The sequence below is a fragment of the Trinickia mobilis genome (assembly GCF_017315705.1).
Lineage (GTDB): Bacteria > Pseudomonadota > Gammaproteobacteria > Burkholderiales > Burkholderiaceae > Trinickia_A > Trinickia_A mobilis.
In genome coordinates this window covers 15,020-36,329 of sequence record NZ_JAFLRF010000050.1, presented here as the reverse complement: position 1 = coordinate 36,329, position 21,310 = coordinate 15,020, and the positions used below count along the sequence as shown (strand labels likewise).

Genomic DNA, 21,310 nt, shown 5'->3' with positions numbered 1-21,310 from the left:
ACGATGCCCCGGAAGTCCATGACTCACGGGGCATCTTAGAGAACTACAGCACCTTCATCAACACGCCAAGTGAAGGACTGGGGCGAAAACCGGGCGGTTTCTTTTATTTGTTGCTACGCGAAACCGTTGCAGCAGGCAGACGGCCCACCGTCTACCCGCCGGCAACGGCCGTCGTGTCAGGCCGGCTTCTTCTTCGCCGTGCCCATCATCCGCGTGATGTAGTACTGCTGGGCGATCGACAGCACATTGTTCACGACGTAGTACAGCACGAGGCCCGCCGGGAAGAAGAAGAACATGACCGAGAACGCAATCGGCATGAACATCATCATCTTGGCTTGCACGGGGTCCGGCGGCGTCGGGTTCAGGCGCGTCTGCACGAACATCGACACGGCCATCAGCACCGGCAGGATGAAGAACGGGTCTTGCTGCGACAAGTCCTGAATCCACAGAATCCACGGCGCGCCGCGCATTTCCACCGACGACAGCAGCACCCAGTACAGCGAGATGAACACCGGAATCTGCACGACGACCGGCAGACAGCCGCCGAACGGGTTGACCTTCTCGGTCTTGTACAGCTCCATCAGCGCGGAATTCATCTTCTGCGGATCGCTCTTGAGGCGTTCGCGCAGCGCCTGCATGCGCGGCGTGATTTCCTTCATGCGCGCCATCGACTTGTAGCTCGCCGCAGACAGCGGGAAGAACACCGCCTTGATCAAGAGCGTGAGCAGGACGATCGACCAGCCCCAGTTGCCGACGTACGTATGAATCTTCTCGAGCAGCCAGAAGAGCGGCTTCGCGATGATCGTGACCCAGCCGTAGTCCTTCACCAGTTCGAGGCCCGGCGCAATGCCTTCCAGCATGCGCTCTTCTTCCGGACCGGCGAAGAGGCGTGCGTTGACGTCTTCCGACTGGCCCGGGGCGATCGTCTTCAGCGGCTGCTGGACGCCGACGCGGTACAGGTTCGGATCGATCTTCTGCACGTAGATGCTGCGCTGCGCGCCTTCCTGCGGAATCCACGCCGACGCGAAGTAATGCTGCACCATCGCGATCCAGCCGTTGTTCGCCGAGGTCGCGTAGTCCTGCTTGTTCTTGTCGACATCGCTGAACGTGAGCTTCTGGAAGTGGTGCTCGCTCGTGTAGACGGCCGGCCCGATGAACGTGTGCGAGAAGCGCGGCGTTTCCACCGGCTGGCTGTCGCGCACGAGTTCCATGTAGGCGGTCGGCGTGACGGGCGTCGTGCCGACGTTCTCGATCTTCGTATTCACGCCGATCACGTAGCTGCCGCGCGTGAAGGTGTAGGTCTTCACGACCTTCACGCCGCCCTTGACCGGCGATTCGAAGCTGAGCGCGAGCGTCTTCTGGTCGTCGGTCAGCGTGCGGGGGCCTGCGACCGGCGTGAAGATGTCGTCGTGATTCGGGAAATCGCCGCCGATCAAGCCGGTTCGCGCCAGATACGTGTGATCGGCCGTGTGGTCGAACAGCGTGATGTTCAGATCCGGCTGGTTCGCGCCGCCGCGCTTGGTGAGCGTCAGCTTCGACAGCGTGCCGCCGCGCGTATCGATCTCGCCGTCATAGACGTCGGTGCTGAAGCGGATCAGTTGCGCCGCCTGGGGCGCCTGCTGCGGCGCCGTGCCGGGCGCGGCAGCGGCGGCCGCGGCGCTTGCCGTCTGCAGATCGGAGGCTTGCGTGCCGGGTGTCGTTCCCGATGCCGCGCCGGCCGCAGTCTGCGTATGCGTGGTGTTCGGGAAGAACATCGACGGACGTCCATGGTCGCGTTGCCAGTTGTCGAACAACATGACCGCTGACATGAAGAAGATCACCCATAGGACGGTGCGTTTGATATCCATGCGTTGTCTCAGTATCGATGGAGCGGCGCTTCAGCGCTTTTCAGAGGTAGGGGGCGGCACGAGATCGATCCCACCCGCGGAAAACGGATGACAGCGGCAAAGGCGCCGGGCGGCGAGGTAAGTCCCGCGCGCGGCGCCATGATACTGGATTGCTTCGCGCGCGTATTCAGAACAAGAAGGGTAAAAGCGGCAGCGGTCGCCGAGCATGGGGCTCAGGGCAATCTTGTAGAAGCGCAGTAACGCTAGCAGTACCGTTCGCATGGCAATGGCGGCGTGGCGCGCCGCCCCTCCGCTACAAGCAATCGAGCTGGCCGTCGGCAATCTCCGGCCAGCCTGTCCCGGAACCGCGCGCATCGGGCGAATGCGGCGGCGCTGGGACCGTCAATCCATCGCGCTCGCTCCCGTTGCCGCACCGGCGGGCGGCACGGCCTGGCGCTTGGCGATTTCCCGCGCCGCCTTGCCGAGCAGCTCATCGATCTCGCTGCGGCACAACGCCTTCAGCGACACCGACGCGGCGCTCGGCAGCGCCTTCTTGTCGAAGCGCGTATGCAGCCGCACCAAAACGTCCCAGCCGCCGAAATCGGCGCGGCGCGTGCGAAACGCTTCGCGCGCGATGCGCCTCACCAGGTTGCGCGTGGCTGCGCGCGGCGCGTACTTCTTGCCGATCACGAGCCCGAGCCGTGCTTCGTTGCCCGTCGGCCGGGCATAGACCACGAAGTGCGCCGACCGCCGCCAAGGGCGCAAACGAAAAACGGATGAAAATTCATCCGTTTTCAGAAGCCTCGCGGCTTTGGGGAAGGCGGCTTGCGCTCGCAACGGAACCGAGCCCTGCGGCGCATTGCCGGCCCCCGCGTTGCCGCAGGCGGCGGACACGGCGCGCAGCTTGCCTTAGATGGCGAGGCGCTTGCGGCCCTTCGCGCGGCGAGCGTTGATCACTTTGCGGCCGCCGGCGGTCTTCATGCGCACACGGAAGCCATGGGTGCGTTTGCGGCGCGTCACGGAAGGTTGGTAAGTACGTTTCATGTTGCTCTCACTTGATTGAGATGGTCCGCACGCGCACTGCCGAGTGCAATGGCCCGAGGTTCAAAATTGGTTTTCGCTTTCGCGGAACCCGTTATTTAAACTGGTTTTCTCTTGGCCGTCAATACTTTAGGGCAGCGGTCCACAGGCTCGCCAGGCTTACGAAAAGGTGTCGCGCAGGGTGTCACGCGGCGGTCGAGCTGCTGATCCGGCCCTGTGGATAACTTACTTGGCACACGTTTTTGGCGGTAGAATCTCGCCTTATCCAAAGAATCCAGCACGCCGCTTCGGCCCGCTTGTCCGCCGCAAACCCTTGCCGCACAGGCCTCCGGAGCGTGTCCGCATTGCCGTTCAGGGTCCTGTTGCGCACGCGCGACAGAAGCGGCGGCGGGCAGTCGTGCACTAAAAAACGATAGCACCTTGATGAACGAATTCTGGCAACACTGTTCCGCACTGCTGGAGCGTGAGTTGACGCCCCAGCAGTACGTGACGTGGATCAAACCGTTGGCCCCGGTCGCCTTCGACGCCGCCGCGAACACTTTGTCCATCGCCGCGCCGAACCGCTTCAAACTCGACTGGGTCAAGAGCCAGTTTTCCGGCCGCATCTCCGATATGGCCCGCGATTTCTGGCAGGCGCCGGTCGAAGTCCAGTTTGTTCTCGATCCGAAAGCCGGCATGCGCGGGCCGGTTGGCGCATCGAGCGCGTCTGCGCCGCCTGCCGGCGTGCCGCGCTCGCCGGCGTCCGCGATCGTGAGCCGCACGGGCGCGGCGGCGGTCGATGCCGCCGTCAGCGCAGTGCAGGCCGCCCGGGCGCAAAAGATCGGCGGCGGGAGCGCGGCCGACGATGCCGCCGACCTCGACCTCCCGAGCCTCGACGCGAACGAAGCCGCTGCCGGGCGCCGCACGTGGCGCCCGGGTTCCGGCAACGCGCCGGGCAGCGCCGAATCCGACTCGATGTACGAGCGCTCGAAGCTCAACCCGGTGCTGACGTTCGACAACTTCGTCACCGGCAAGGCGAACCAGCTCGCGCGCGCGGCGGCGATCCAGGTCGCCGACAACCCCGGCGTCTCATACAACCCGCTCTTCCTGTACGGCGGGGTGGGCCTCGGCAAGACGCACCTGATCCACGCGATCGGCAACCAGTTGCTGATGGACAAGGCGGGCGCGCGGATTCGCTACATCCATGCGGAACAATACGTGTCCGACGTCGTGAAGGCGTACCAGCGCAAGGCGTTCGACGATTTCAAGCGCTACTACCACTCGCTCGACCTGCTGCTCATCGACGATATCCAGTTCTTCTCCGGCAAGTCGCGCACGCAAGAGGAATTCTTCTACGCGTTCGAGGCGCTCGTCGCGAACAAGGCGCAGGTGATCATCACGAGCGATACCTACCCGAAGGAAATCTCGGGCATCGACGATCGCCTGATCTCGCGTTTCGACTCCGGCCTGACGGTCGCGATCGAGCCGCCCGAGCTGGAGATGCGCGTCGCGATTCTGATGCGCAAGGCGGCGTCGGAGGGCGTGAGCCTGTCGGAGGACGTCGCGTTCTTCGTCGCGAAGCACCTGCGCTCGAACGTGCGCGAGCTCGAAGGCGCGCTGCGCAAGATCCTCGCGTACTCGAAGTTCCACGGCCGCGAGATCTCGATCGAGCTGACCAAAGAAGCGCTCAAAGATCTGCTGACGGTTCAGAACCGGCAGATTTCGGTCGAAAACATTCAGAAGACGGTCGCCGACTTTTACAACATCAAGGTCGCCGACATGTATTCGAAGAAGCGTCCGGCGAACATCGCGCGGCCGCGGCAGATCGCGATGTATCTCGCGAAGGAGTTGACGCAGAAGAGCCTGCCGGAGATCGGCGAGCTGTTCGGCGGGCGCGACCACACCACCGTGCTGCACGCGGTGCGCAAGATCGCCGACGAACGCAGCAAGGACGCGCAGTTGAATCACGAGTTGCACGTGCTCGAGCAAACGTTGAAGGGCTGAGTGCCGGCGGCTGGAAGCCGGTCGCCGGATCCCCGCCGCCCAAAAAAGGGCATTTGGACATCTGTTTGTTTCGCAAAACGACCCGATCTTAATGGAGCGGTTCCGTTTTCAGGCACAATATAGGTTTAACCGCCCGGCGGCCGCGGGCGGGTTTCGCGATTCTCCAGACAAATCCGGCTGGCCGGCTAACTGAGCGGTTGGATGAGGGGCTGGACGAGCGCGAAACGAAAGCGGCGAGACGTAAACGGTGCGTGGGCGGGGGCGCCGGCGCCGCACGTAAAAAGGACCAAGCAGGACCCAGCAGGAAGTCACCAAAGCTGCCGAGCGAGGCGCGCAGGCCGTCACATCAACGAAGGAACCCTATGCAACTGGTCAAGACCGAACGAGATAACCTCCTTAGGCCGCTGCAAACCGTAAGCGGCATAGTCGAACGCCGCCACACGTTGCCGATCCTCGCCAATCTGCTGATCACCAAGAACGGCCCCGATGTGTCGTTCTTGTCCACGGACCTCGAACTTCAGATCACCACCCGCGCCGATTTCGGCGTCGGCGGCGAATCGGTCGCCACCACGGTGGCGGCGCGCAAGCTGCTCGATATTCTGCGCGCGATGCCCGATGGCCAGGTGAGCCTGACCCTCTCCGATAAACGCCTGACCGTGCAATCCGGCAAGAGCCGCTTTGCCCTTCAGACGCTTGCCGCAGACGAGTTCCCGACCGTAGCTCAAGCCAAGGACTTCGGCGCGAACCTGTCGGTTCCGCAGAAGACTTTCCGCCAGTTGCTCGGCATGGTTCACTTCGCGATGGCGCAGCAGGACATCCGCTATTACCTGAACGGGATGCTGCTGGTGGTCGACGGCAGCACGCTGATGGCGGTCGCGACCGACGGCCACCGGCTCGCGTACTCGTCGATGAAGATCGACGGCGACTTCCCCCGCCAGGAAGTGATCATTCCGCGCAAGACGATTCTCGAGCTGCAGCGCCTGCTCGAAGACATCGACGACACGCTGAAGATCGACATCGCGCCGACGCAGGTCAAGTTCACGTTCGGCCAGGTCGAGCTGGTGTCGAAGCTCGTCGAAGGCAAGTTCCCCGACTTCCAGCGCGTGATCCCGAAGTCGCACAAGAACACGTTCCTGATCGGCCGCGACGAACTGCAGCGCTCGCTGCAGCGCGCGGCGATTCTGACGTCCGACAAGTTCAAGGGCGTGCGCTGCATCATGGAGCCCGGCCAGCTCAAGATCATGTCGACCAACGCCGATCAGGAAGAAGCGCAGGAAGAACTGGAAATCGCCTATCAGGGCGACACCGTCGACATGGGGTTCAACGTCACGTATCTGCTCGACGTGCTCGCGAACCTGAAGGTCGACATGCTGCAAGTGAGCGTCGGCGACGCGAGCTCCAGCGCCCTGATCACCATTCCCGAGAACGACGAGTTCAAGTATGTGGTGATGCCAATGCGCATCTGACGCGGCCAACAATAAGAACACACCAAGGGGCGCAGCGCCCCTTTGGCGTTTTTATGCGCCCTTCGCGATTCCTGAAAGAAGTCCCGAGCAGTAACGCAGCAGTGAATGCAGAACCGGAAAAATCCCATGACTGAACAGCAAAATACGCAACCCGACAACAGCTACGGCGCCTCGTCCATTCAGATCCTCGAGGGTCTGGAGGCCGTGCGCAAGCGGCCGGGGATGTACATCGGCGACACGTCGGACGGCACCGGCCTGCATCACCTCGTATTCGAAGTGCTCGACAACTCCATCGACGAAGCGCTCGCGGGGCACTGCAACGACATCCACGTGATCATCCACGCGGACAACTCCATCTCCGTGGCCGACAACGGCCGCGGCATCCCGACCGACGTCAAGGACAACGACAAGCACGATCCGAAGCGCAGCGCTGCCGAAATCGTGATGACCGAGTTGCACGCGGGCGGCAAGTTCGACCAGAACAGCTACAAGGTGTCGGGCGGCCTGCACGGCGTGGGCGTGTCGTGCGTGAACGCGCTGTCGAGCTGGTTGCGCCTGACCGTGCGCCGCAATGGCAAGAAGCACTTCATGGAGTTCAACCGCGGCGTCGTGCAGAACCGCGTGGTCGAGGAAGTGAACGGCGGGCAAACGTCGCCGATGCTCGTGGTCGGCGACACTGAGAACCGCGGCACTGAAGTGCATTTCATGGCCGATCAGACGATTTTCGGCACCGTCGAATACCACTACGACATTCTCGCGAAGCGGATTCGCGAGCTGTCGTTTCTCAATAACGGCGTGCGGATTCGTTTGACCGACCAGCGCACGGGCAAGGAAGACGATTTTGCGTTTGTCGGCGGCGTGAAGGGCTTCGTCGAGTACATCAACAAGACGAAGACCGTGCTGCATCCGACGATTTTTCACATCGTCGGCGAGAAGGAAGGCGTGGGCGTCGAAGTGGCGATGCAGTGGAACGACAGCTACAACGAGAACGTGCTGTGCTTCACGAACAACATCCCGCAGCGCGACGGCGGCACGCACCTGACCGGCCTGCGCGCGGCGATGACGCGCGTCATCAACAAGTACATCGCCGATCACGAGATCGCGAAGAAGGCGAAGGTCGAGACTTCCGGCGACGACATGCGCGAAGGGCTTTCTTGCGTGCTGTCGGTGAAGGTGCCGGAGCCCAAGTTCAGCTCGCAGACGAAGGACAAGCTGGTGTCGTCGGAAGTGCGTGCGCCGTTGGAGGAAGTGGTCGCGAAGGCGCTGGAGGAGTTCCTGCTCGAGACGCCGAACGACGCGAAGATCATCTGCGGGAAGATCGTCGACGCGGCGCGCGCGCGCGATGCGGCGCGCAAGGCGCGCGAGATGACGCGGCGCAAGGGCGTGCTGGATGGCGTCGGCTTGCCTGGGAAGCTGGCGGATTGCCAGGAGAAGGATCCGGCGAAATCGGAGATTTATATCGTCGAGGGCGACTCGGCGGGCGGGTCGGCCAAGCAAGGGCGCGATCGCAAGTTTCAGGCGATTTTGCCGCTGCGCGGCAAGGTGCTGAACGTCGAGAAGGCGCGGTACGACAAGCTATTGTCGTCGGAGCAGATCGTGACGCTGATTACCGCGCTCGGGTGCGGGATCGGCAAGGAAGATTACAACCTCGACAAGCTCCGTTATCACCGCATCATCATCATGACCGACGCGGACGTCGACGGCGCGCACATTCGGACGCTGCTGCTGACGTTCTTCTATCGGCAGATGCCGGAGATGATCGAGCGCGGCTACATCTATATCGCGCAGCCGCCGCTTTATAAGGTCAAGGCGGGCAAGGACGAGCGGTACTTGAAGGATTCGGCGGAGTTGAACGCGCATATGCTGCGGTTGGCGCTGCAGGGTTCGGAGCTCGTGGCTAGCGAAGGGGCGGCGCCGATTGCCGGGGATGCGTTGGGTGAGCTGGCGCGGTCGTATTTGCTCGCACAGGCTGTGGTGGAGCGGTTGAGCCGCCTGTATGACGAGCACTCGCTCGAAGCGGTGATGGATGGCGTGGCGATCGATTTGTCGAGCGAGGCAACGACTGCGGCTTCGGCCAAGGCTTTGGAAGCGGCGCTGCGCAATGATCCGTTGAAGCCTGAGGTTAGCGTGTATCCGATGTACGACGCGGTGCGTGAGCTGCGTTCCTTGCGTGTTGAGCGGCGGCATCACGGCAACGTGAAAGTCTCTGTCATCGACGAAGAGTTCTTGTTGACGGCCGATTATCAGCAGCTTTTGAATACGGCTAATACGTTCAAGGGGTTGATTGGCGCGGGCGCGTTGATCAAGCGCGGCGAGCGCAGTATGGCCGTTGGCGATTTCAAGAGCGCGATGAGGTGGTTGATCGCGGATGCTGAGCGGAATGTTTCCAAGCAGCGGTATAAGGGGCTTGGCGAGATGAACCCCGGACAGCTTTGGGAGACGACGATGGATCCGAACGTGCGGCGGTTGCTTCGCGTGCAGATTGAGGATGCGATTGCGGCCGATGGGATCTTTACGACGCTGATGGGGGATGACGTGGAGCCTCGGCGCGCGTTTATTGAGTCTAATGCGCTGCGGGCGGGGAATATTGATGTTTGAGGTTGTTTGTAGATAGGCGCATAACCTGAGAATCTGAGGCCCATAAGTTGGGAAATTTATGGGTCTTTTCTATTAATAGCGCGGGCTCATGGACGACTCGTCGACGCGCTGCTGTCCGTTCGAAATATCGTTCGACCAGACCTCGGTGGCGACGATACCGCCATGGCCGTGGTCAAGCGACTGATAGAAATGGACCTTGACGCCGGTGGCCATTTTATTCCCGGCGACATCGTACTTTCCGTGCACAGCGCAAATCCCGTGGGACGGGAAAACATCGCCGGACTGCTGCAGTCATATCTCCGGCACCCACTACAACGAGACTAACTTTGGGATGACTGTTTGCCCGCTCGAATCCAGACGTTTAACGAGATGAGCGCCGAGCAAATCCAAATCGACGTCGGGCATGGGGCGCTGCCAAATCCGGCGCATCCGAGCGTGCGCCAACATTGCGTCAATGCTGGCCGGCGTTCAGCAGCATCCAAATCTGCCGCGTCGGTGGCCCGGCAAGAATCCGCGCAAACACCGCGCGGCACCGAACGCAGGTGTAGTGCTCTTCTACTCGCGCATCTTTCACCGCGCCGGCGTCGTTGAGCGTGAGGTCCTGGTGCGGAGGCTCGGCCGCGGGCTTCCCGTAGAGGTCAGCGCACCGCGAGCAGGGTTGAATCCAAAGGTCCATTCGTCAGTAGCCGATAATTGCGAGCGGTCAGGCAGCCAATCGATGTTCGTAATAAGGCCGGTCCCTGTCACCAAGTATTGCGTACTGCGCCGCGAGGTCCTTTGGCTCGGGATTGAGTCAAGCGTCGATGCACTGCTCCTTGATTGGGACGATGCACCGGTTTTTACTCGAAACTTTTTGCGCCCCCTCGAATCCCCTCAGCAATAAACGCTGCGAGCATCTTCGCTTTTGTCGTGACGTCAGTGCTGCCAAATGCGCCACCGGAAAGACGTCCGATGCGGTGGTCGAACACGCTCATGACAAGTGCGCCGACCGCAAACAGATAGCTCCAGCATAGATACTCTTCCGATGCATCAGGCAGCGCCTGCTTCATCGCTGCAATGTACGCCTTGGCGATGGGGTCGTAGTATTCCTCAATAATGCCGCGGGTTTCCTCCTGCGGGTCAGACGCTTCCCTCACGACGAGTTGCGCATAATCCTTGCCCTCTGGAGTTGCATAGCTCCTCACGATGGGCGCCACAAAGGCTGTCGCGATTCTCAGCAGGACGTCCGGCTGCTCGAAGTCGACAATTTGTTCGAGCTGAGCCAAACGCTCCTCGAACAACGCCTTGCGATACGCGAAAATTGACCTGTAGAGGCTGAGCTTCGTTTCGAAGTGGTAAACGATGAGCGGAAGCCCCACGTCAGCTTCCTTCGCGATATCACGCATCGAGACGCCGTGATAGCCCTCGCGAGCGAACAGCCGCTCGGCCGCGAGAATTACCCGCTCGCGTTTTTCAATTTCCGGCTTCGTTTCCGCCTTGCCACGCGCTCGCCTGTTTTCGCGTATTACCGCTTGACCCATGAGTTACATTCCCTCGCTCTCAGTACCGTTTCGATTGTACTGCACGGCTCCATCAACGTAACGAACGTACAGTCAATTTTACGCGGTCCGCGCCAGGAGGCTGGATACCAGGGAAAGTCCCGATTCGCCAAAATCCTGAACGTACGTACAGTCAGCAACAACGCAGCCCGACATCCGATGCCGCGTCGGGCGCGCAGGCCCCTGGTCCATCTGTTGTATTGGCATTGCGCGCCGCTATTCCCAGGAGCAAGCGAATCCAGCTCGCTATGGAGAAAACGTGAATCAACCGACACAGCAAGACCCGGCGGGCCGCCCCATTTATACCCGGAGGTGAAGTGAGCCCAATCGCGCATCGCTGCCTCATTTTTACTTTTAGTCATCGGTAACATCATGAGAAACAAGGTAATCGTCACGTGCGCAGTAACCGGCGCAATCCACACGCCGAGCATGTCCCCCTATTTGCCTCTGACGCCGGCGTAAATTGCAGGACAGGCTATCGAAGCCGCGGCCGCAGGCGCATCGATTCTGCATCTGCATGCGCGGGACCCCATCGACGGAAGACCCTCCGCCGACCCGAGCATCTTTATGCAGTTCCTTCCGCACATTAAAGAGGCGACGAACGCGGTCATCAACATCACCACCGGCGGCAGCACCAGGATGACTCTTGAGGAGCGGTTGGCTGCCCCGCTGCTGGCGCAACCGGAGATGGCGTCGCTCAACATGGGGTCGATGAACTTCTCCATTCACCCGGCTGCGTCGAAAATCCAGCAATGGAATCACGCGTGGGAAAAGCCGTACGTCGAGGGCACCGAAGACACCATTTTCCGGAACACCTTCAGGGACATCTCCCACATCTTGAAACAACTGGGAGAAGGATGCGGCACCCGCTTTGAGTTCGAGTGCTACGACGTGGGTCACCTGTACAACCTCGCGCATTTTGTCGACGCTGGCCTTATCAAGCCGCCTTTCTTCATCCAGACCATCTTCGGCATCCTTGGTGGCATTGGTCCCGACCCGGACAACGTCACCTACATGCGGCAGACCGCAAACCGTCTCTTTGGCAACGACTATCAGTGGTCCATTCTCGGCGCGGGTCGGCATCAGATGCAATTGCTCACTTACGGCGCAATCATGGGCGGCAACGTTCGCGTGGGCCTCGAAGACAGCCTGTATCTGAGCCGCGGCCAGGTTGCAAAGTCCAATGCCGAGCAGGTGAGAAAGATAAAGCGGATTCTTGAGGAGCTGTCCTTTGAGATTGCGACACCCGACGAAGCGCGCCAGATGCTCGGACTCAAGGGTGCCGACGCCGTCGCCTTCTAATCGCACCCTCATCGCCCCCTCTAAATTTTGGTCCCCAATGCCATGCCGCGTCTTATCGACATTTCCATCTTCCTCGAAAACGATGTGGTCTCCGACCCGCCGTCACTCGCTCCAAAAATCTCGTACTTCAATCACAGAGATTCGCTCGCGCAGATGCTGCCGTTTTTCCCCGGACTGACTCCCGAAGACCTGCCCGACGGCGAGGCCTGGTCGATAGAGAAGGTCGAACTCGTCACTCACAACGGGACGCACCTGGATGCGCCGTATCACTTCCACTCGACCATGAACAATGGAGAGCGCGCAATCACCATCGACGAGGTGCCGCTCGACTGGTGCTTCCGACCTGCCGTGAAGCTCGATTTCCGCCATTTCTCTGACGGCTACGTCGTCACGGCCCGGGACGTGCAGGCCGAGCTCAACCGGATTGGCCACACGCTGAGTCCGCTTGAGATTGTGATCATCAACACCCGTGCCGGCTTACGATACGGCCGCGACGACTACGTCTCGGCAGGGTGCGGTATGGGGTATGAGGCTACGATGTATCTACTGCAGCAGGGCATTCGTCTGACGGGCACCGACGCATGGAGCTGGGACGCGCCGTTCGTGCATACGGCGGAGAAATACGCTGAAACAGGCGATGCCAGTCTCATCTGGGAAGGTCACAAGGCCGGACGCAACATCGGGTACTGCCATCTCGAAAAACTCCACAACCTCGAAGCGCTTCCCTCGAAGGGCTTCATGATTTCCTGTTTCCCCGTAAAAATCCGTGCCGCATCGGCTGGCTGGACCAGAGCTGTGGCGATACTGGAGTAACTCCAACCGACCAAAACAACCTGTTGACATGACCTGAGCCGGCAAGAGTACCGGCAGAGGAGACCTTCTAGTGCTTAGGATAACTACATTTATATCCGCGGGCATACTGCTTGGCAGCAATATCCCGGACGTCGCGACGGCGCAGGAATCCTCCGTGCAGCTCTACGGGATTCTCGACGTCGTGGTCGGCTCGTTCAAGCCGAGCGGGACAAGCGGCAGCAGTCAGGCGCTTCTGAGCGGCGGGCAGACAACATCGTATTACGGCTTCCGCGGCACCGAAGACCTGGGAGGCGGTCTGCACGCGAATTTCGCAATCGAGGGCTATCTGCTCACGAATACCGGCCAGTCCGGCCGGTTTGCAGGAGACAACACCTATTCGCGAAACACCTACGTCGGACTCTCCGGGCTGTGGGGCGAATTTCGCGCCGGGCGGCTCATCAACCCACTGTATTTCATCACGGCCAGAAGCAATCCGATTGGCGGCTCCACGCGCTTCAGTCCCCTGATGGTCCAGATCTGGATTGCCGACTTCGGTCGCGCAGTGACGGGGGACACCAGTTGGGACAGTGCCGTCTCGTACGAATCGCCATCGATTCTCGGCGCGAAGCTCACGCTGCAATACGGCATACCAGGCACAGGGTCGCACGATGCATTGGCGGCCATTGTCTACGACCAGGGACCACTGTATGCCTCGGCCGCCGCGCAACGCACGGGATACGGGCCCGGCATTACCACGGCAATCACGCACCAGAACGCATATTTCCTCGGCGGCACCTACAGGTTCGAGTACGTATCGTTGTCCGCCTCATTCGACCATACGCTTGCTTATCCAGTGGGCGTTTCCACGAACACCTGGCAGGCCGGCTTCGCAATCCCAATCGGCACATCCAGCGTCGCTGTCTCATGGGCCCGCACGGACCTTTCTGCTGCGGCGGGAGACCGCCACCGCGACACCGCCGGGTTGACTTACGACTATCTGCTCTCCAAGCGGACCGACACCTACGTGAGCTACCTCTACGACAAGCTCAGCACCGCAGGCACCGGCAACAGCTTTGGTGTCGGACTACGTCACCGCTTCTGAAAAAGTTACTTTTAGTCCCAACCTTTGAGGTTAAATCATCATGACCACATCTATCGACAATATCTTTGCAGCCGTCCCCCTCGAAAACAATCCATATCCCACGGCCTTCCCATTCACTGCGCGTGAAGCGGCCCAGTCGTTTGCATACCCGGAACCAGGCGACGACACCTACCGCTGCGAAGTCATCGGCATCGGTCACTTCCAGAAGGAAGGACTGGTGCGCGAGCAGTCGACCGGGCGCACATGGCGGCTTACGGCTGACGAAGGCAAGTATCTGCGCGGTACGGACATGGCGCCGGCGCCTCTCATGCACTGGGGTGCGGGTCTTCACGCCGATGCGGTGCTGCGTATCGCCGCGCTTGCCCGCGAACGCGGCCTCGAGCTGCGCAAGCTTAACGTCGTAGTTCGGCAAGGCTTCGCATCGAAGGGTTCGTTCGTCAAGGGCGAGGCAGTCGGCCTTGTGTTTGGCCTCTCCTGGCAGGTCAGTATCGACGCGGCGGGTGCCCTCGATGCGGCACATCAGGTGGTCAAGGATGCACTGGCTGCCTCGCCGGCAGTTGATGCCATGCTGACGCCGCGCGAAGGCTTGTTTGCGCTGTATGTGAACGGCGCCCGGTCATCGATAAGCGGTCTTCAGGAGAGCACAAGCACAGAGCGCGACCCTCTGACGGTATATTTCGGCGGACTCGAGCCGACTGGCGAAGGGGCCTGGCCAACCATCCTCACGCGCCGCCCGGGCACAGGAAGCACGGGCATGGTTCTCGAGAACGACAGTACCACGTCGGTCGGCTGGCACATGCATGCCGAAGGCGAGTTGGACCTTGCAACGGGTCTTGTGCATAGCACCGTCGGCTTTCCGGAAGCTGCCGCCAGCAGCCGCTGGACGCTGGTGAGCGATGGGCAAGGACTCGTGGCTCCAACACCGCTCGCCTACTTTTCCATCGGAACGGCATTTTGCTATCACACGCAATTCTGCCGGTACATCGACGTGCGCCGCCTGGCGCTCGGGCCGACGACGCTGGTGCAGTCGAGCCGCTTCGCGCTCGTCGACGATTCGGGTCGCCTCGCAGGACAAGCCGCATCGTTCGATACGCACGTGTTCCTGAACGGCGAGATTGACGAAGAGACCGCCAGCGCGCTGCCCCTGGTCGCAGCGAACACCTGCTCCGCACACCGGGCGATGGACACGGCTATCGAGATGAATGTAGCCGAGACCGTGGTCCACACCGCGAGCTGATTCTTCCCGACGTCCCTGCGTCCTTACTGGACGACGATGCGCACCCTTGCCCGCGCAGAGCCCGGCGGGGGCGTCCTTGCAACGTTGCTGCCTTACTTGATCAAGCCTTAGCGCAGCCAGGGTGGCGTCGCCGACTACATTGAGGAGGCACTTGTGAACATCAAAAAAACGCAGGACCCCGTCTGGCTCGCAGAACTGGCGTGCGGCTGGCCAGTTCTTCTTGCCGCCACCATAGGCTGCGGCGCAGGCATGTCGTCGCTGCCGTTTTACAGCCTCGGCTCCTTTGTCGAGCCACTGAATCACGCCTTCGGCTGGTCACGCGCGGCGGTCTCCGCGTGCTTCCTGTACCTGACGCTAACCCTGGCCGTGGTCGGCCCACTTCTCGGCTGGGTCATCGACCGCGTCGGCACGCGCACTGTCGCGCTGCTGTCCATCCCGTGCCTGAGCGCATTTTTCTATGCCCTCTCCGCATTCTCGGGCGCGCTGTGGACATTCCAGATGCATTTCGTAGCCGTAGCGCTTGTGGGCGGCGGCACGACGCCAATTCTCTACACGCGAGCCGTATGCACGGTGTTTGACGGCGCCCGAGGCCGGGCGCTGGGCATCACACTCGCGGGTACGGGCGTTGCAGCGCTACTGCTCCCGAAGGTTCTGTCGGGGATTATCGCGGCGCATGGGTGGCAAGGGGGTTTTATCGCGCTCGCCGTCACTTCGGCGCTGCCGTGGCCCTTTGTCTTTTTCTGCTTTCCCAGAGGCCGGACGCAAAACGAGTCGATGGTGCAGGTTGAGCCAGAGTCGAAGCCAGATTCGGAGCCGTGGTGCTCGTTTCAACAGGCGGTCAGAACACGTGTTTTCTGGACCATTGCCGCCGGATTCATGTGCATTGCCGTGGCGGTGTCCGCGCTCGTCGTGCACCTCGTGCCCTATCTTGTCGACCGTGGGTTCAGCGGCAGCGAAGCTGCTTCGGTCGCCTCCCTGATGGGCGTTGGTGTTCTTGTCGGCCGGCTGCTCGTGGGTTGGCTGATTGACCGGTTCTTCGCGCCTCGGGTCGCCCTCATCCTGTTCTCCATCACAGCTGCAGGCTGCCTGCTCCTGATGCTCGGGGGCAACAAGCTGGCGTCCTTAACAGCCCTTCTGATTGGCCTGTCGTTGGGTGCGGAAGTCGACATGATTTCCTTCCTCACATCGCGCTATTTCGGCATGAGGTCTTACGGGCGCCTCTACGCCGTCGTCTACAGCGCGTTTGTTGTGGGAGCGGCAATCGGGCCCGTCCTTGCGGGGCGTCTCTTTGACTTGCAAGGGAACTATCAGCAGGCGTTGTGGATGGTTATCGTGTTGTTGCTTGTCGGCGCAGGCGCCATCTCCACATTGCCGGGCTATTCCGGCTTCAGGGAGCGGGTCACAGCTTTGGCACTTCGGCATCGGAATGCAAACGGGCAGTCTGGCTAACTTCGCTTCCGGGCAGTTTTTGCTGGCGCCTTGCGATGGGCGATGGGCGATGGGCGATGGTGATGGGGGAACTTCGTCACGGAGGCAGGCGCTTCTTCTCCGCCAATGGATGCGTGGACGGCAGCACGATCTTCATCGGCTCGTCGGGAAAGCGATGCACCTGCATGCCGCCCGGCGGCACGCGCCGCGGCCGGAAGAACACCGCGTCGAGCTGCTCGTCAGATCCGCAGCCGCTCGAGAACTTCAAGCAAGAGCAACATGGCAATGAGGAGGCCAATCCATCTTACCGTCAGTCTCAGGTTAAGGAGCCTCGGTCCCAGTGAGTTCACGGCTTCCGCAACGAGGTTCGCCGCTACCGTCTGGTCGCCGCTCGCCGCGGAGCCACGCAATGAAGCCGTCGCAAAGTCGATCCGAAGGTGGGTGACATAGCCGGTTGCAATATTCGGCCATTCGATCGTGTCGTCGCTTTCGTTGGGCCGGAGAAAGAGCCGAGGCTGGCGTGCAGGGTTAGCCGCCGGACTTTCGCTCGTGTAGAGGTGCCGCATTGCCAGCCCCAACTCTACCGCGCCAAGCTGGCCATCCGAGATTGCCTTCGCAAGCACCTGCAGGCAGGCGGTGGGAATGTGGCAGGCGAGCCACCACTGTTCGGGTTCCTTGGTCTCGCCATCGGCAGGATTGAAGCCCAGTCGGGCAGTACCGAGCGCCACATCGGACAACGAGTTACCCAGTTCGTCTTCCAATGCGCGCAAACCAAGCCGGTCCGCCGTGCTGACGTCGCGGGCCTCGAAGGACACCTGAAGCGTGCGCGTCGCTTGCTGAGAGGCGCCAATGATCGAGAGGTCCTGACCGTCGAGATGTGCCACTCCGTGTAGCGAAGTGGACAGCATCGGCTGCCGGTCTCCATCCAGAGGCTCGACGAGCTCTTGCACCACCTGAAGCTGCTCCAGCTTCAACCACATTGACATGGCGGGGTAATACGTCCGCTTTTCGTTATCGACCCCGACAAGTTCAAGGGTGTGATCCTTCCGCTCAACGAAATTCAGTACAGCCCTTTTTTCCAGATAAACCATGATGCGTCCCCCCGCTGCTGATTACGTCAAGTCCCTCGCCGGTTAACAACCAGGATATGAGTGCCGTCCGTCTGACCGCTTGATCGAGAAGTCCGCGGTTTTCGCTTTTGCGCGCACGACGTAATTACGGCGGATTGTATCCATCCGAAAGTGCGCTTCTATAGGACGTAGGACACATAAGAAGGACAATTACATTCCTCCGTTTTTTTGACGAGCACGGTCGGGCGCCTCACGCCTCGCCGGAGATCGAGCCCGAGTGCGAGAACGATTGTGACGAATCCGTGATAGCCCTCACGCTCGCTGAAGCGCACCGAAGCAACGGCCTTCGGTGAAATGTAAATGAAAGCAGTCGCGCTGTGCCTGCGTTCCACTCCCATACCGGAGTGGCTGCGTGACAGGTCGCTTGTGTTGGCCAGGACACGCTCCATCGTTCGTCCAGGTCACGACCGCACAACGCACTGGGTTTGCCCTACCGCAAGTGTAGGGAGGTGACCCATCGCGGGCTCCGTCGCCCAAATCCAGAATTCAGATACGGGCCACTGTGACGATGTCACCAGCCCGGGTTTGGAGTAGTGCGTGACGTTTAGCGCGTACCGCGCTGGTTGACCCGAAGGACGGAGGTCATATGTTCAGCATCCGCATGTGTCGCAATAGTGTGGCCGCACTGTTGTTCATGCTGTTCGCGATTCCCTCATTCTCCCAGTCGTTCATGGTTCAATGCCCGAGCACCACGCCGTCGCACCCGACGGCGCTGCCGCCCGGCGCCGGCGAACCCGCGTACACGGGACCATCCTTCACAGGACAGACCTCCACCTCGACAGGCGTCGTCAACGGTGCGATCAAGTGTCAGCAGATCTCGGGCGGCGACGGTTACGCGACGATGGCCAACGGGGTTCAGACCTACCTGTTCGCTTTCGGGCCGCTGTCCGGTCTCGCCGACATCAAGGCAGGGCTGCCCGGCACGCAGTTCGCCTCGGTGTTCAACACCGTAGGCGATCCCAGAACGGATCCGACTTACAACGGCGCGGTCGGTCTCACGCCCGATCCGGAATCCGTTCCGCCTGGCCAGCTCACCGGCCATGTCGACCCGCGGCCGATCATGGACATCGGCGTGATGAACGGCAACCAGCCCGCGCCGACGATGGCGATCGACGAGGACGACGAGTTCTTCCTCACGCTGACCAACGTCGGCATGATCATGCGTCCCGACCTGTTCGAGAAGCATACGGTGCACTTCCACGGCTATCCGAACGCGTCGTCGTTCTATGACGGCGTGCCGGACGCGTCGGTCGCGATCAACATCGGCGCGAGCTTCACGTACTACTACCTCGCGCCGGATGCCGGCACCTACTTCTGGCACTGCCACATCACGCCGCCGGAGCACCTGCAGATGGGCATGGTCGGCCAGATCTTCGTGCGGCCGCGCCAGAACCGCGTCCCTGCCGGCCAGTCGCTTTACAACGGGCTGCAGGCGCAGCAGCAGGATCTGCGTACACGGTGCGGCAACGACATTCTGTGCTCGACACCGGTGCCGCCGCAGAACAACGTCCTGCACGTGAACAACATGAGCGGCACGCCGACGCTTTACGCGTACAACGACGGCGACGGCTCGACCGGCTACGACGTCGAGTATCCGGTGCAGATCCACGGCTTCGATCCGAACTTCCACTTCGTCGGCATGACGTTCAATCCGGAACCGTTCACCGACATGAAAGACAAGTTCTTCCTGCTGAACGGCCGCAGCTATCCGGACACGGTGAATCCGAATCCGCTTTCGACGCCGGCGTCGGACGGCGTGCCGCGTTTCTCGCAACCGCTGCCTTCGCTGATCAATATTCCGGCCGGGGGCAAAGTGCTGCTGCGGATTTCCGATCTCGACGTCACCGAATACCAGACGCTCGCCTCGCTCGGTATTCCGATGCACGTCGTAGGCATCAATGCCCGGCTGCTGCGCGACATGGCCGGCAATGACATGACCTACTACACGAACTCGATCACGCTCGGCGGCGGGGAATCGCTCGATCTGATCCTCGACGCCACCGACACGACGAAGTATCAGTCAGGGCAGGTCTTCTACCTGTACACACCGAATCTGGATCATCTGGCGAACGACCAGGAGAATTTCGGCGGCCTGATGACCGAGGTGCACATCTGCAAGTCGGTGGACCCCAAGACGAAGGTCTGCACATTATGAGACGCCTCTTGCCCTTCACAAACGCGGTCCATGGCTGCTCCGCCATGGACCCGGCCAGGAAGTCCTGCATTTAGGAGAAGAGCCGTGGGACACAACATTCACCAAACATGGATCGCGACGCTCGCGTGCCTCGGGCGGCTTGCGCGGTTCGGCGTGGCGGCGCTCGCGGCGCTCTTCTGCGTGCAAGTGCATGCCGCCGCGCCGGGCATCACGGGCACGCATTTCGATCTGCAGGCCGCGGTGAGCCGCGTCTCCCAGCCGGACGGCAATAGCGTCTATTCGTGGGGCTACGGCTGCAATACCGCGCCGGCCGGATTTTCGCCGCCCAACATTGCCGGAGCGAACTGTCCGACCATGCAGATTCCCGGCCCGACGCTGATCGTCAACCAGGGCGACATCATCACGGTGACACTCACCGACAATCTGCCGGCGGCAGCGGGCAACACGTCGATTCTCTTTCCCGGGTTCGACGTCTGCACGGGCACCATCGATCCGACGACGAAGCTCTGCTCCGGCACGCCAACCGGCGTGCAGGGGCTGCTCACGCGCGAGGCGTCCCATACCGTCACGGTCACCTACAGCTTCGTCGCCGCCGCACCCGGCACGCACGCCTACTACAGCGGCACGCAGGGCGATCTGCAGATCGAGATGGGGCTCTTCGGCGCGATCATCGTGTTGCCGACCTCGGCGCCCGGCACGCTCGCCGTGCCGACCGGCTGCAACCCGATCCAGGGAACGCGCAAGCTGCTGGACGGCCAGCCCGACTTCCGAAACGCCGCTGCGGCCTACAACCACAGCGCAGCGTGCTACGACCGCGAGTATCTGTTCCAGTTCTCCGAAATGGATCCGCGCATTCATGCCCAGGCGGAGCAGCAGGCCGGCAACGCGTGCACCCAGCCCACCGGCTGCATGACCGTCGAGACGGAGCCCTATCACCCGGCGTACTTCATGGTGAACGGCCGCTCGATGCCCGACGACATGGACCCGAACTACGCGGCGCAGTATCCGAACCAGCCGTACAACGGCAACCCGCACATGCACCCCGGCGAGCTGGTGCTGCTGCGGATCATCGGCACGGGCCGCTGGCAGCATCCGTTCCATGAGCACGGCAATCACGTACGCGTGCTCGCGCGCGACGGCAACATGCTGCTCGCGAAGACGGACGCGACCAAGGTCGCCGGCCCGCTGCTGTTCACGACCACCACGACGCCGGGTCTTGCGATGGACGGCATCTTCTACTGGACAGGCAAGGGCCTGAACTGGGACGTGTATGGGCATTACCCCGGCGACGGCAGCGTCTGCATCCCGGATGCAAACGGCTACTACACGGCCGATCCGACCGCGCCGAACTACTACGAGTGGTGCGCGGATCACAACAAGGCGCTCGAAACGCATCCGTTCGGCAAGGTCGGCAGCGGCGGCCCGGTCACGTTGCCGGACTCGCACGTGCTGACCAACGGCTTCTGGTACGGCGGCAGCCCTTATCTCGGACCGGATGCGACCATCCGCGCAACCTCGCCCACGGGCACGACGCCGCCAAGCGGCACGACGGTGAATCCGCCGCAAACGGAGGCAGGCTTTGCGTTCATGTGGCACTCGCACAACGAGCGCGAGATCACCACGAACAACATCTTCCCTGGCGGAATGATGATGATGATGCTCGTTGATCCGCAAGTGTTCCTGATCGACGAATCGAACTAGAGGCGGGGAGA

Annotated in this window: 17 protein-coding genes and 2 pseudogenes; 10 read left to right on the top strand and 9 right to left on the bottom strand. The window is 61.5% G+C overall.

Annotation, left to right across the window (positions count from 1 at the left end; all coding sequences use genetic code 11):
- Positions 1-176 precede the first annotated feature (176 nt).
- The 4 genes from yidC to rpmH all read right to left on the bottom strand — a co-directional run bounded on the left by yidC (position 177) and on the right by rpmH (position 2,870).
- Complete coding sequence (gene yidC / locus J3489_RS33075; RefSeq protein ID WP_207005032.1) at positions 177-1,847, bottom strand: membrane protein insertase YidC; 1,671 nt, start codon at positions 1,845-1,847, stop codon at positions 177-179.
- 30 nt (positions 1,848-1,877) lie between these two features.
- Complete coding sequence (gene yidD / locus J3489_RS33070) at positions 1,878-2,108, bottom strand: membrane protein insertion efficiency factor YidD (protein WP_207005031.1); 231 nt, start codon at positions 2,106-2,108, stop codon at positions 1,878-1,880.
- A 120-nt stretch (positions 2,109-2,228) separates the two neighbouring features.
- A complete protein-coding gene (gene rnpA / locus J3489_RS33065) occupies positions 2,229-2,729 on the bottom strand; it encodes a ribonuclease P protein component (protein WP_242540503.1) in 501 nt (166 codons plus the stop codon).
- A gap of 6 nt (positions 2,730-2,735) precedes the next feature.
- Positions 2,736-2,870: a 50S ribosomal protein L34 gene (gene rpmH, locus J3489_RS33060; protein ID WP_004198824.1), complete on the bottom strand. Its 135-nt coding sequence runs from the start codon at positions 2,868-2,870 to the stop codon at positions 2,736-2,738.
- 420 nt (positions 2,871-3,290) lie between these two features.
- Here rpmH and dnaA point away from each other — a divergent pair, with 420 nt between their 5' ends.
- From dnaA to gyrB, 3 genes are all read left to right on the top strand, one after another.
- Positions 3,291-4,850, top strand: coding sequence for a chromosomal replication initiator protein DnaA (gene dnaA / locus J3489_RS33055; RefSeq protein ID WP_242540500.1), 1,560 nt, complete (start codon positions 3,291-3,293; stop codon positions 4,848-4,850).
- Positions 4,851-5,212: 362 nt separating this feature from the next.
- A complete protein-coding gene (gene dnaN / locus J3489_RS33050; RefSeq protein WP_207005028.1) occupies positions 5,213-6,316 on the top strand; it encodes a DNA polymerase III subunit beta in 1,104 nt (367 codons plus the stop codon).
- A 126-nt stretch (positions 6,317-6,442) separates the two neighbouring features.
- Positions 6,443-8,914: a DNA topoisomerase (ATP-hydrolyzing) subunit B gene (gene gyrB, locus J3489_RS33045; protein WP_207005027.1), complete on the top strand. Its 2,472-nt coding sequence runs from the start codon at positions 6,443-6,445 to the stop codon at positions 8,912-8,914.
- A gap of 72 nt (positions 8,915-8,986) precedes the next feature.
- On the opposite strand, the gene J3489_RS33040 is transcribed toward gyrB, so the two are convergent.
- The 3 genes and pseudogenes from J3489_RS33040 to J3489_RS33035 form a co-directional block, all read right to left on the bottom strand.
- The gene (locus tag J3489_RS33040) at positions 8,987-9,127 is read right to left on the bottom strand and encodes a hypothetical protein (protein ID WP_207005026.1); all 141 of its coding nucleotides are present in this window, start codon (positions 9,125-9,127) and stop codon (positions 8,987-8,989) included.
- 490 nt (positions 9,128-9,617) lie between these two features.
- Positions 9,618-9,752 (bottom strand): annotated as a pseudogene (locus J3489_RS39090) (SOS response-associated peptidase family protein); the annotation flags it as partial.
- A 1-nt stretch (position 9,753) separates the two neighbouring features.
- Complete coding sequence (locus tag J3489_RS33035; RefSeq protein ID WP_207005025.1) at positions 9,754-10,434, bottom strand: TetR/AcrR family transcriptional regulator; 681 nt, start codon at positions 10,432-10,434, stop codon at positions 9,754-9,756.
- 390 nt (positions 10,435-10,824) lie between these two features.
- Here J3489_RS33035 and kce point away from each other — a divergent pair.
- From kce to J3489_RS33010, 5 genes and pseudogenes are all read left to right on the top strand, one after another.
- A pseudogene (kce, locus tag J3489_RS33030) lies at positions 10,825-11,754 on the top strand (3,5-dioxohexanoate:acetyl-CoA acetone transferase).
- A gap of 42 nt (positions 11,755-11,796) precedes the next feature.
- Positions 11,797-12,567, top strand: a complete 771-nt coding sequence (locus J3489_RS33025) for a cyclase family protein (protein ID WP_207005024.1) — start codon at positions 11,797-11,799, stop codon at positions 12,565-12,567.
- Positions 12,568-12,637: 70 nt separating this feature from the next.
- The gene (locus J3489_RS33020) at positions 12,638-13,648 is read left to right on the top strand and encodes a porin (protein WP_207005023.1); all 1,011 of its coding nucleotides are present in this window, start codon (positions 12,638-12,640) and stop codon (positions 13,646-13,648) included.
- A 40-nt stretch (positions 13,649-13,688) separates the two neighbouring features.
- Entirely contained in the window at positions 13,689-14,885 is a 1,197-nt protein-coding gene (locus J3489_RS33015) for a hypothetical protein (RefSeq protein ID WP_207005022.1), read from the top strand.
- A gap of 153 nt (positions 14,886-15,038) precedes the next feature.
- A complete protein-coding gene (locus J3489_RS33010; RefSeq protein ID WP_207005021.1) occupies positions 15,039-16,334 on the top strand; it encodes an MFS transporter in 1,296 nt (431 codons plus the stop codon).
- Between the two features lie 76 nt (positions 16,335-16,410).
- Here the strand turns inward: J3489_RS33010 and J3489_RS33005 are convergent, their stop codons facing one another.
- Both J3489_RS33005 and J3489_RS33000 read right to left on the bottom strand, forming a co-directional pair.
- A complete protein-coding gene (locus J3489_RS33005; RefSeq protein WP_207005020.1) occupies positions 16,411-16,581 on the bottom strand; it encodes a type 2 periplasmic-binding domain-containing protein in 171 nt (56 codons plus the stop codon).
- On the bottom strand, positions 16,553-17,404 hold the full coding sequence (locus tag J3489_RS33000; RefSeq protein WP_207005019.1) for a hypothetical protein: 852 nt from the start codon (positions 17,402-17,404) through the stop codon (positions 16,553-16,555). The genes J3489_RS33005 and J3489_RS33000 overlap by 29 nt, the downstream gene beginning before the upstream one ends.
- 625 nt (positions 17,405-18,029) lie before the next feature.
- Here J3489_RS33000 and J3489_RS32995 point away from each other — a divergent pair.
- Positions 18,030-19,598 carry a multicopper oxidase domain-containing protein gene (locus J3489_RS32995; protein ID WP_207005018.1) on the top strand — a complete coding sequence of 523 codons (1,569 nt, stop codon included), beginning with the start codon at positions 18,030-18,032 and terminating at the stop codon, positions 19,596-19,598.
- 84 nt (positions 19,599-19,682) lie between these two features.
- On the top strand, positions 19,683-21,299 hold the full coding sequence (locus J3489_RS32990; RefSeq protein ID WP_374193512.1) for a multicopper oxidase domain-containing protein: 1,617 nt from the start codon (positions 19,683-19,685) through the stop codon (positions 21,297-21,299).
- Positions 21,300-21,310: the final 11 nt, after the last annotated feature.

Bases quoted from the DNA above. Each gene is read 5' to 3' on its own strand.
- yidC (WP_207005032.1), bottom strand. From the start codon at position 1,847: ATGGATATCAAACGCACCGTCCTATGGGTGATCTTCTTCATGTCAGCG.
- J3489_RS33035 (WP_207005025.1), bottom strand. From the start codon at position 10,434: ATGGGTCAAGCGGTAATACGCGAAAACAGGCGAGCGCGTGGCAAGGCG.
- J3489_RS33015 (WP_207005022.1), top strand. From the start codon at position 13,689: ATGACCACATCTATCGACAATATCTTTGCAGCCGTCCCCCTCGAAAAC.
- gyrB (WP_207005027.1), top strand. From the start codon at position 6,443: ATGACTGAACAGCAAAATACGCAACCCGACAACAGCTACGGCGCCTCG.
- J3489_RS33040 (WP_207005026.1), bottom strand. From the start codon at position 9,127: ATGGCCACCGGCGTCAAGGTCCATTTCTATCAGTCGCTTGACCACGGC.
- J3489_RS32995 (WP_207005018.1), top strand. From the start codon at position 18,030: ATGTTCAGCATCCGCATGTGTCGCAATAGTGTGGCCGCACTGTTGTTC.
- rpmH (WP_004198824.1), bottom strand. From the start codon at position 2,870: ATGAAACGTACTTACCAACCTTCCGTGACGCGCCGCAAACGCACCCAT.
- J3489_RS33025 (WP_207005024.1), top strand. From the start codon at position 11,797: ATGCCGCGTCTTATCGACATTTCCATCTTCCTCGAAAACGATGTGGTC.
- dnaN (WP_207005028.1), top strand. From the start codon at position 5,213: ATGCAACTGGTCAAGACCGAACGAGATAACCTCCTTAGGCCGCTGCAA.
- yidD (WP_207005031.1), bottom strand. From the start codon at position 2,108: ATGCGAACGGTACTGCTAGCGTTACTGCGCTTCTACAAGATTGCCCTG.
- J3489_RS33000 (WP_207005019.1), bottom strand. From the start codon at position 17,404: ATGGTTTATCTGGAAAAAAGGGCTGTACTGAATTTCGTTGAGCGGAAG.
- dnaA (WP_242540500.1), top strand. From the start codon at position 3,291: ATGAACGAATTCTGGCAACACTGTTCCGCACTGCTGGAGCGTGAGTTG.